The organism is Rhodopirellula sp. UBA1907 (assembly GCF_002337565.1).
Taxonomy (GTDB): Bacteria; Planctomycetota; Planctomycetia; order Pirellulales; family Pirellulaceae; genus Rhodopirellula; species Rhodopirellula europaea.
The window spans coordinates 167,121-177,376 of sequence record NZ_DDGH01000089.1; the positions used below are offsets into that span (position 1 = coordinate 167,121).

The 10,256-nt window shown below is 55.3% G+C and carries 12 protein-coding genes; 3 read left to right on the forward strand and 9 right to left on the reverse strand.

Annotation, left to right across the window (positions count from 1 at the left end; genetic code table 11):
* A partial coding sequence (locus tag B2R17_RS19975) for a prenyltransferase/squalene oxidase repeat-containing protein (protein WP_286765351.1) occupies positions 1-622 on the forward strand: 622 nt, incomplete at its 5' end.
* A gap of 45 nt (positions 623-667) precedes the next feature.
* The gene (locus B2R17_RS19980) at positions 668-1,375 is read left to right on the forward strand and encodes a hypothetical protein (RefSeq protein ID WP_286765352.1); all 708 of its coding nucleotides are present in this window, start codon (positions 668-670) and stop codon (positions 1,373-1,375) included.
* Between the two features lies 1 nt (position 1,376).
* On the opposite strand, the gene B2R17_RS19985 is transcribed toward B2R17_RS19980, so the two are convergent.
* From B2R17_RS19985 to B2R17_RS20020, 8 genes are all read right to left on the reverse strand, one after another.
* Complete coding sequence (locus tag B2R17_RS19985; RefSeq protein WP_286765353.1) at positions 1,377-2,093, reverse strand: flavodoxin domain-containing protein; 717 nt, start codon at positions 2,091-2,093, stop codon at positions 1,377-1,379.
* Positions 2,090-2,896: a DUF4198 domain-containing protein gene (locus B2R17_RS19990; protein WP_286765354.1), complete on the reverse strand. Its 807-nt coding sequence runs from the start codon at positions 2,894-2,896 to the stop codon at positions 2,090-2,092. Before B2R17_RS19990 ends, B2R17_RS19985 begins: the two co-directional genes overlap by 4 nt.
* 26 nt (positions 2,897-2,922) lie before the next feature.
* Positions 2,923-3,450 carry a DUF2271 domain-containing protein gene (locus B2R17_RS19995; protein WP_286765355.1) on the reverse strand — a complete coding sequence of 176 codons (528 nt, stop codon included), beginning with the start codon at positions 3,448-3,450 and terminating at the stop codon, positions 2,923-2,925.
* 36 nt (positions 3,451-3,486) lie between these two features.
* On the reverse strand, positions 3,487-4,143 hold the full coding sequence (locus tag B2R17_RS20000; protein ID WP_286765356.1) for a PepSY-associated TM helix domain-containing protein: 657 nt from the start codon (positions 4,141-4,143) through the stop codon (positions 3,487-3,489).
* Positions 4,144-4,163: 20 nt separating this feature from the next.
* On the reverse strand, positions 4,164-5,252 hold the full coding sequence (locus B2R17_RS20005; protein ID WP_286765357.1) for a DUF1559 domain-containing protein: 1,089 nt from the start codon (positions 5,250-5,252) through the stop codon (positions 4,164-4,166).
* Between the two features lie 186 nt (positions 5,253-5,438).
* A complete protein-coding gene (locus tag B2R17_RS20010) occupies positions 5,439-6,548 on the reverse strand; it encodes a DUF1559 domain-containing protein (protein ID WP_286765358.1) in 1,110 nt (369 codons plus the stop codon).
* 288 nt (positions 6,549-6,836) lie between these two features.
* Positions 6,837-7,658: an ABC transporter ATP-binding protein gene (locus B2R17_RS20015; RefSeq protein WP_286765457.1), complete on the reverse strand. Its 822-nt coding sequence runs from the start codon at positions 7,656-7,658 to the stop codon at positions 6,837-6,839.
* Between the two features lie 31 nt (positions 7,659-7,689).
* On the reverse strand, positions 7,690-7,941 hold the full coding sequence (locus tag B2R17_RS20020) for a hypothetical protein (protein ID WP_286765359.1): 252 nt from the start codon (positions 7,939-7,941) through the stop codon (positions 7,690-7,692).
* On the opposite strand from B2R17_RS20020, the gene B2R17_RS20025 reads away from it, so the two are divergent.
* Positions 7,940-9,592: an enterochelin esterase domain-containing protein gene (locus tag B2R17_RS20025; protein ID WP_286765360.1), complete on the forward strand. Its 1,653-nt coding sequence runs from the start codon at positions 7,940-7,942 to the stop codon at positions 9,590-9,592. The genes B2R17_RS20020 and B2R17_RS20025 overlap by 2 nt on opposite strands.
* 13 nt (positions 9,593-9,605) lie before the next feature.
* Here the strand turns inward: B2R17_RS20025 and B2R17_RS20030 are convergent.
* Positions 9,606-10,256: ABC transporter permease (locus tag B2R17_RS20030; protein ID WP_286765361.1), on the reverse strand; the 651-nt coding region annotated here is incomplete at its 5' end.

Genomic DNA, 10,256 nt, shown 5'->3' on the forward strand with positions numbered 1-10,256 from the left:
CGGCCGACCTGATTTGTCCAACACCGGGTACATGATCGAAGCCTTGCGAGCCGTGGAGACTCCGGCAAGCGACCCAGCGATTCAACGCGCCCTCGTGTTCATTTCGCGATGCCAAAATTTGGACAGCAAGTACAACGACACTCAGTTCGCCGACAAGGTCGATGACGGCGGGTTCTACTACGAAATCCCGACGACCAAGATTGATCCGAGCACCTCGGAAGAACGCTTCACTCCCAATGGTGGACTTCGCAGCTATGGCTCAATGGGGTACACGGGTTTGAAGAGCATGATCTTTGCCGGTCTGACAAAGGAAGACCCTCGTGTCAAAGCCGCTCAAGCCTGGATCCAGGATCACTACAGCGTTGAGAAGAATCCCGGCATGGGGTCCGCTGGGCTGTACTACTATTACCACACCTTCGCAGCGGCGCTCGATGCCGCGGTTTTGAAAACGGTCGCCGATTCCGATGGCAAGGAACACGATTGGAAAGCAGACTTGATCGCGGAATTGGCCGAACGTCAGAACGAAGATGGCTCGTGGAGCAACGAAAATCAGCGATGGTTTGAGAACGATAAGAATCTCGCCACCAGCTTTGCGTTGATGGCACTGGGACACTGTCAGTGAGTGTTGTTTCCTGACGATTCATTCGCGGACGAACGAGGCACCTGAATGTCGAGACAATCGAAGTGGTTGTGGGGAAGCCAGATCGCAGCATTTTGCATGCTTGCGATTTGGGCGGCCGTGGACCCTTCGTTTGGATCTCCGGTTCGAAGTGAATGGTTTTCAGATTCATGGATCCAAGCCAATCCAGTTCGCAGTGTTGGGATCGGTTTGATCGCGATCTTGGCCGTGGGAAGTCTGCTTGGTTTGCTGGTCCAGTTCTTTGCCAGATCATCGCCAATAACTCAGCACCGATCGTTGGCACAGCTGTTGGCGGTGGTCACTTTGGCTGGGTTTTGGTTTGCTCTTGCGACCCACGTTGACTCGATCGCATGGCAAGGCAAACGGGCACGGTTCGCCTTGCGTGTGGAGGGGCTGGAACGCATTGTTGCTCCGCTTCGCGAAGAGTGGCCGGAGCGTGATGGTGAGCTTCCTGCCATCGGGCCCTTCATGGCGTATCCGTTTGGACGCCCGACCACGTTGGTTTTGTTGCAGGCTCCGTCAGTGGCGCAGCAATCGGTCTATGTCAGTGCGATTGAATTGCAGGACGGCGCGATCAAGTTGCAACTGACCGGAACCGATGGAGGCGACTGGGCGGAATGGCATCCACCATCCAGCCAACCGGCATCATTTGTGGGCGGTTTGTCTGACCCGCACGAAATGGAAACCGCCACACCGATTGGTCGCGGTTGGTACTTGGTTCGCTATCAAAGCTGAGTCACAGACTCGGTTGAGCGTTGCCGGCAAACTCTTCGACGAGTGCTTGCCAAGCTGACAATGCCAACGGATCGGCGTCATCGACTTCGATTCTCTCGTCGGCTGCCTTCGCGCCGCACTGTTGCAACCAAGCGTCGATTTGTCGGCCGAACGCACAGTACTCGTCGTAACTGCTGTCGCCGAGTGCCAACACCGCGTAGGTCAGAGATGACAGATCATGCTTGGAAGACATCACTTCCTCGGCAAACTCAAATGCGTGAACGGGCGGTTCACCATCTCCCGCTGTGCTGGCCAGAAAGAATGCGTGTGGAACCGTCTGCAATTGCTCGACGGATAATTCATCCAATGGCAGCAGTTCGGCAGCCTTGCCAGCCGCACGAAGCAGTTCCAATGTTTGTTGTGCCAGTTCTTCAGCGAATCCTGTTTCGCTGGCGTAGACGACCAGCACCGAATCGTCGTTGGCAGAAGTCGCCGGGCGGTTCTCTGTCGCTTGTTCGGAAGCGACCGAGGTGACATTCGTCGTTGCTGTTTTTGTCACCGAGTCATTTCGCAATGACCAGGCACACAGCAAGCCGTAGGCGACGAGGGTACCCGCCGCCATCCACCAACGTGCGGCACTCGGTGGTGCGACCCACCAAGTGCCTTCGGTCCATTGTGCCAGGAACCAAGCGGCGATCATCAGCACCGCGAGGCAAATGGCGTTGACCTTTGAGATCATTGAGGCAGAACTTCGAAAGTGCCCGCATAGCTCATTCGGCGGCCGACTGCGTTCTTGATCTTGGTCTCGTCGTCTTGGTGACTGGTTTCGATCCAGTACATGCCGGGTTCATCCCAAGTGACTTGGAACTCGCCTTCTTCGTTCGTGGTGACGTTGATTTCTTCCTGCGAGTTGCGATAGCGGGTTCCGCCTTGGATCACAATGATTTCCATGTCCTTCTGAGGTTGGCCGTTGACCAAGAAGCGGAAGGTCGCGGTTTCGCCCGAGTACAGGTCGTTTGGATGAGTCACTGGAATGAGTTCGATTCCTTTGCCAACTGGCTTCAGTGCTTCTTGCGAAGGTGCACCGTTGGTGACGAAGGTTTCGATCCGTCCGAAGCTTTCGGTGATGCGAAGGTTGGTCACATCGGCAGGGATTTCAGTCGCGATCGAGTCAGCGCTTCCACGCCAGCGACGACGTTTGCCGTTCTCTTCCCAGCTCGCGAAGGCACCGTCATTGACGACTGCCAAGCGATAGGTGCCACGCTGAGTCAGTGGCAGATCAAAGACGCTGCGGTACTTGCCTTGGGCTTGGTTCTGGGCTTCGACTTCGGTTCCATCAGGGGCCGTGATGACCAAGTTGTCCAATCCCAAAGGAAAGTGATTGAAGTAGAACAAGTCGTTCGAAACAGCCGCGTCGACGGTCAACCAGGGCTCGGGACCGGAGAACACAGTTTGCGATGGCAGCAACCAAACCTTGTGGGCATAGGTCGTGCTCGGAATGGCGGTCAGCAAAAAAGCAAGCGAAAGGAGCAAGCGATTCATGTTCATTCTCGTGTTAAAAAGGGAGTTCATTTGGAGGATGGGATGACGAAAGTGATTTCGCCGAGTTCTTCTTTGCCAGCGGCATTCAATTTTTGTGTCGTCTTGGAAGGCCACACAAATGGCAGTTCCACAATTTCGCGGCCGCCGACTTCTCGCGAGGCCTCGACCATCAGGCTGTATTTGCCAGCCGGTAATTTCGAAAATCGTTGCTTGTGGTCGTCGAACGTCAGTTCATGTTTGCCAGCGGGACGGGTGGCGCTGGACACACCATCCACGGGCATTTCCAGCGAACGTCCAGAACGCCGCCACCACTGACGCAGGTCGGGCAACCACTTGGTTCCTTCGCCTTCGCCAGATTTGGTCAGTTGGTACCAAACGGCCAAGTTCGCAACGCACTTTCGGTTTTCGTCTTGGATCCAGATCGCCACGTAAGGACGGTGGTATTCCGAGACATTCAGCCGTGGGATTTCAACGGTGGCTTTCCAGTCTTCGGCGGTCGTCTGGCTGACGCCGAGCAGAGCGATGCCAAGCATCAACGCAATTCGATTCATCATGGAAGGAAGTCGAGTTATCAAGAGGAAGGAAAGTGATCAGTGAATGAGCAACACGGCCAATAGGAACGGCAGGAAGAGTCCGAGTCCGACCAGTGGCCAAGTCATTTTTCGACGTCGAGCGTGTTCAACCAACAACAGCAGACCAGTGAGACAAAACACCAACGTGGCAATCGCGAAAAGATCGAGGAACCATTTCCATGCCGCACCTGTGTTGCGTCCTTTGTGCAAATCGTTGAAGTAGGAGATCCAACCTCGCTGGGTCGATTCAAATTCGAACTCACCGGTCTCGCGATCGATCGCCAACCAAGCGTCGGAGCCGGGCCCGGGCATCGAGAGGTAAACTTCGTCTTCCGACCAATCCGCTTCTCGGCTTCCAATTGATTTGCCGGTTTGCTCGGTCAACCACGCGGCCAGCTCAGGCGGCAAAGCGGCTGATTCTTCTTCCGTCGAATTCGCAAGCAAGCTCACCAACTCCGGCGGTAAATCATCGATGACCGAATCGCGTTGCGGTTCGGTTTCAATTTGGGAAGCGTGGTTCAGCGTGATGCCGGTGATCGCAAACCCCAACATCCCGATCAAGCAAACTGCCGAGCTGGTCCAGTGCCACAACACCACCATCCGCAAAGCAGCGGATGAGAATCCGGTCTTTCGAATGGTGGGCGTCGCAGTCGTTTCGGCGGTCGGGTTGCTCATCAAGGAAGGTCAGCGAGGAGTTAGTTGGACGAAATGGTCTCGACCTCGCGTCCCATTCGAGTCCAGCTTGCGTGCCAGACTTCTCGTTCGACCGAATCGGTCACGTTTTGAACGCTGCCATCAGCCATCAGGATTTTCACGAGCCCGGTATGATAGCTACGTGGTCCGGTGATTTTCGCCGAACGAAAACTGAGATCGGGAATTTGGCTGTTCGGTGGCAAGTACCCGTTCATGACGGCTCCGTCAGGTACCGACCCACGAAGCCAGTAGTGGTTGCGGCTTCCGTCCCAACTGTTTGTGACCGCTTCAACACCGGCGTATTGGTTCTGGGCCGCTGCTTCCAAGACCGTCGTGGCGATGGAGCTGACCGACGCGCGATTGGATCGAAGATCCATCTTGGGCGAGACATTGGCCACGTCGAGTCCGGACCCAATGCCCGTTTCAGCGAACAGGATGGTGTGGGAAGTTCCGTCGAGGATGTCACGGAATTTCAGCTTGGCGTTGACCCAGCACATGCCGTCCGATGGAGTGCCGTTGCCAGGGTGGAAGACACCATCTTGGCCGCTGCCCTGGTTCATGCTGTAGCTGGTTCCCGCGATTTGAATGGAATCACCCGATGGCATCGTCAATCCGTGCAGAACAGCATTGACATCGCTGGGGCATTCGAACGTTGGTACTCGTGTCTGAGCAGCTTCACGCAACTCAATAGGAAGATCTTCGCGTGCGGGGTGTCCCATCGGGATGCTGAAGTCGATCAGATCTTGCAGTTGGGATTGCTCCAAAAACGGCAAAATTTTCGCGTGGGGCGAGAAGTCGTTTGGATAGGTCGGACCACTGAACCCATTGTTGGGGAACGCACCGGCGTAAGTCGATGCATAGTTGTGTGTGGCCAGTCCGATTTGCTTGAGGTTGTTGCTGCACTGCATCGACCGGGCGGCCTCACGTGCGGCTTGAACCGCGGGCAACAGCAAGCCAACCAGCACGCCGATGATCGCGATGACGACCAACAATTCGACCAATGTGAAACCGCGATGCAGCTTTGGAATTGCGAACGGTTTTGTCGATTGAGAGTTGATTGGCGTTGAGCCAGCTTCGTCTTGGTGAGTCATTCAGGTTCTCCTAGGTGGGGCACATGCTTGTGCGAGGTGAACGTGGCTGGCTATTGAACCGAGGTTCATGGCTGGCTTCGTAACAGCGAATTGAAAAAATGCTGAGCGACAATTGCAGTGAGCGTTGTGCGACTCAGCGACGTTTGAACGATTGATGTGTGATTGAGTTGAGTTGTTGGAATCGCATCAACGATTCTGTGAAATCGTTTCCACTTCGCGACCCATTCGCGTCCAGCTCGCGTGCCAAATTTGCAAATCGATTGAGTCCGTCACGGTTTGCACACTGCCGTCGGCTAAAGCGACTTTCACCAATCCTGTGTGATTGCTGCGAGCGGCGGTGATCTTGGACGAGCCGCGAGCCAAGTCGGGAATGTTGCTATTGGGTGACAAGCGGCCGTTGATGATTGGGCCGTTGGGAACGGTGCCTCTCAACCAATAATGATTGCGGTCGCCGTTCCAACTGGTGATGTACGACTGAACGTCGGCGATGTCACCTGAGTCTGCGAGGTTGGCCACCGCGGTGCTCGCTTCAGAGACTCCCGCACGAAAGAACTGTGGATCCATCGTGGGCGTCGGTGTGTCCGAGTTCAGCCCGCCACCGATCAGTGTTTCTGCAAACACGATGGTGTGGCTGGTGCCGTCGAGAATGTCGCGGAACTTGACCTTCGCGTTGGTCCAACACAATCCGTCGGGTTCGCCGATGCTGGGGTGAAAAACACCATCCAGTCCACTGCCTTGGTTCATTGCGTAGCTGGTGCCAGCGATCGGAATGGTGGCTCCCGATGGCATCGTCAACATGTGCACGTCTGCGTTGACATCGCTTGGGCATTCATAGGTTGGGACTCGCGTGCCAGCGGCTTCATGCAAGCCTTCGGGCAAATCCGCGAGCGCGGGATGACCCATGTAGATGTCGAAATCAATCAGATCTTGCAGTTGAGCTTGCTCAAGGAACGGCAAAATTTTGGCAAACGGCGAGTAGTCACTCGGGTATCCGGCTGGCCAACTGTAGCCGTTGTTGGGGAAGGCACCGTTGTAGGTCGATGCGTAGTTGTGAAGCCCAAGCCCAAGTTGTTTGAGGTTGTTGCTGCACTGCATCGAGCGGGCGGCTTCGCGAGCGGCTTGGACCGCTGGCAAGAGCAAGCCAACCAGGACGCCGATGATCGCGATGACCACCAACAACTCCACCAAAGTGAAACCTTTGTGACGCGCGGCGGGGCGAGCAGAGCCAGCTTGATTCGTCTCGTGTGAGACCGGTTCAGGGGGCGTCGACGAAGAATCGAGAGGCGAACGGGGCATTAAAAACTCCAGCCGGAAGGCACACTGGGTACGGATCTACTTCAGCGGATCGGGCCTCACCGCGGTGGTGAGATCGATCAAGAAGCGAAACGAACGTGGCTGGCTGGAGGGTGTGAACCCGTTGCTGGCTGCGTCGACGAATCTGTTATTGCGAGTCAGTCGCAATATGGTGCTGGTTGATCCGAACGGTTACAAGGGGCAAAACGAGGCGTGCGGGTGATATTTGAGCTATTTCAAGGCAAAACGCTGTTTTCTTACGGGAAACAAGTGGTTCTGCGGCAATTTGAACTAGGGCGAATGGGCCATTTCCGGGGCACCAGTCGAGACGATTTGTTGGTACCGAGCTGCTAGCGACTGAGCATCCGTGCACTCTTTCGTGAGGAATTGGCTGACGATTTGGCCGTCCTTGAGAGCGACTACGCTGTCCGCCCAAACCGCCACACTGGGTTCGTGAGTGACCATCACGATGGTCCGTTGTTGTTGATCGCACAGGTTTCGCAGCAGTCTGCAGATCGAATCGCCAGTCACAGAATCCAGGCTTCCGGTGGGTTCATCAGCGAAGACGATGGCCGGATTGGTGATCAGTGAACGTGCGATCGCAACGCGTTGCTGCTCACCACCACTGAGTGCGTCGGGGCGATGGTGCAAGCGATCTTCGATACCCAATTGCTGAGCAAGTTCGGTTAGCTCGGATTCGTCAGTCAAGCTTTCTCCCGCGGCATAGAGCGGGAACAGAATGTTGTCTCGTGCTGATAGAGACGGCACCAAGTTGAACGCCTGAAACACCAGGCCGATTCGCCGCCGTCGAAAGCAGGTGAGCTCATAGTCCGACAGATCAGCGATGTTTTGACCTTCAATCAGAACGGACCCCGATGTCGGACGAGTCAATCCGCTCATCAAGTGCAGCAACGTGCTTTTGCCTGACCCACTGGCTCCCATAACCGCGACAAAAGATCCTGCTTCGACGTCGAGGCTGACATCACGCAACGCATCGACCTGGCGAATGCCTTGCCGATAAGTTTTGGAAATGGACTGAACCGTTGCGGTTGTTGGTTGAGAACGTTCGGGCACAGACATGGGTGGCGTGATTGGTGGCATCGAGTCGGTCACAAGAGTGGTTGAGCGAAGAATGGTGCTTTGATTAAGCACGAGCCGTGCCAGGGCAACGCATACATCGATCGATCGCAACACAGACGGCGTCGAAGCCAACGATTTGCGGGGTACGGCGAATTTTGTTGTCGGTTTCGGTCTGATTCGAGTGAACGACTTTGCAGGAACCGCCGGCGAAATAGCCATCGTCCGTGACCGAAATTCCATCGAGCTTGACGGTGGTGGTGGGGAATCCACAATCGGCACCATTGATTCCAGCGAGCAACATCGACGAGACCAGCATGATTCAACAAACGAAGAATTTGGCTTTTGCCACAACCGCGATCCTGCTGGTATGGGCATTCCTGGTGTCGATGCGGTCGTTGTCTGCTGACGATGCACCGATGTTGCATGTTGGGGCTGTTCACCGCGGAGTGTTGGATTCACGCGAGAACGGTGATGACACTGCGAAGACCACGTCGTTGCTTAGGTTAGATGCGAACCGCGGTGACTTCGTCCGTGGCTCGATTCGAGGAAAAGGCATTCAGCTTTGGTTGATCGATCAGCATGGTGAACGCTTTCGGCGTCTGACCAATGGTGAAGGTGCGATGGCGACCTTCCTGTTTGTGGTCGACGAGCCATCGCCCGCTGAGGTGATGGTGGCTGGACCCGAAAAACAGAATTATGAGTTGCGGATTGATTCGGTCATCCCCGCGGCGGAACAGTTCCAAAGTTTCGATCGAATTGAGAGTCCTATCCTGTCGGCTTTGCAGCGGAAGCTTCAAAACGGTGGCAACACAACGGAGTTCTGGCAGGCTGTTGCTCGTGATGGTTCGCCGCTGGTAGAGGACAACAACGCCGATGAATCGCTTCGCGAAGATCAAGCTTTGGTCACGTTTTTGTGGCGGGGCGCCGAGCACAACGTTCGCATCTTTGGTGCCCCATCGGGCGATCATGATGAGATGCAACGTCTTGGTGACAGCGATATTTGGTATCGCAGTTATCCGGTGTCTCGAAAAGCTCGCATCAACTATCGCTTGGCACCGGACGTGCCTGTGTTCGATGGAAGTTATCGCGACCGTCGGCGTGCAATTCTTGCGACGGCTCAGCGAGACCCATTCAATCCGTTGTTCGAACCGGCCAGCCCGGTCGATCAGTTCGATGGCAGTTCCGTGGTTGAGTTGCCGGATGCGCCGGTTGTTCCTTGGCTCGATTCGTCTTCAGAGTCACTCGCTGGCTCGGTGACGACGCTGGAACTCAAAAGCAAAATTCTGACGAACACACGCGACGTTCATTTGTATCGTCCTGCCGGATACGATCCCGCTGCTTCCGGCAACGCGTTGTTGGTCGTCTTTGATGGAGATCAATACCTCGACGAGGTGAACCTGCCGACGATATTGGATAATTTGATCGCCGCGAAACGGATTCCGTCCACTGCCGCCGTTTTGATCAGTAACCCAAGTCCGAAGTCTCGGGCCGTAGAACTTCCTTGCAACGACGACTTTGTTCGTTTCTTGACCGAAGAGCTGATGCCGTTCGTTCATGAGCAGTCGATGGACGCAACTCGAGAGAACATCGTGTTGGTTGGTGCCAGCTATGGTGGATTGGCCTCGTCATACGCAGGGCTGAAGGCTTCCGAGGTGTTCGGCAATGTGCTGAGCCAATCGGGATCGTACTGGTGGTCGCCGGGAGGTGAGTTTGGTTCGGTCGAATCCGGCGAACCCAATTGGCTGATTCGTGAATTTGTTCGTGCGGATCGAAAGCCTGTTCGGTTTGCATTGCAGGCGGGGACTTTCGAAACGGCCAGCGAGATCTTGTCCGGCAACCGACATTTTCGAGACTGTTTGCGAGCGAAGGGTTATGACGTTCACTACAGCGAATTCGTTGGCGGCCACGGTTACTTTCATTGGCGTTACGCGATTGCCGATAGTTTGATCGAATTGCTTGGAAACTAGCGAGACAAGGGGCTCAACTGAAGTCGTTTCCGGATTGAAGCAGGTCCATCGGCCGTGATCGTTTGATCGAGATAGCTGGCCAGGCGGCAATTCCAACGCCGAGCAAAAGCACCAACAGGAAGCCACCAAGGATGGGAAGCCAGGGAATGACGAGCGGTGGATGAAGTCCTCCGAAGAAACTCATGTACTGAGCCATCCCGCTGCCGCACCATCCACTTAGAATTCCGAAACCGAGGCTGAGCAAGCCCGCCACGAATGCGATCATCAGTCCCTCGACCAGGATGGCGCGACTGAGATCCGAGCTGGTGAAGCCAATCGAACGCAAAATGCCAAACTCCCATCGCCGAGATCGAACGGACGCGAGCATCACATTCAGCACGCCCAGGCAGGCGATCAGAAGCGAGATCAATGGGATGTAGCTGATCACCCAAATCCATCGGCGGGCGGTGATGTCTAAGTGATCGCGAATTCCTTGTACGGGAACGACTTTGGCAAGTTCGTTATCGGTGGATTCGCTTGATGTCATTTCCGAATCAAGCGGTTCATCAGCGATCGATTGCAGCACCAGATCGCTCGCAAAGGCTTGGATGCTATCGACGTCGGCATTCTCTTTGGCATACGAGAACCACACGTGCGACGCCATCGGCAGGTCGAAATCGGATGC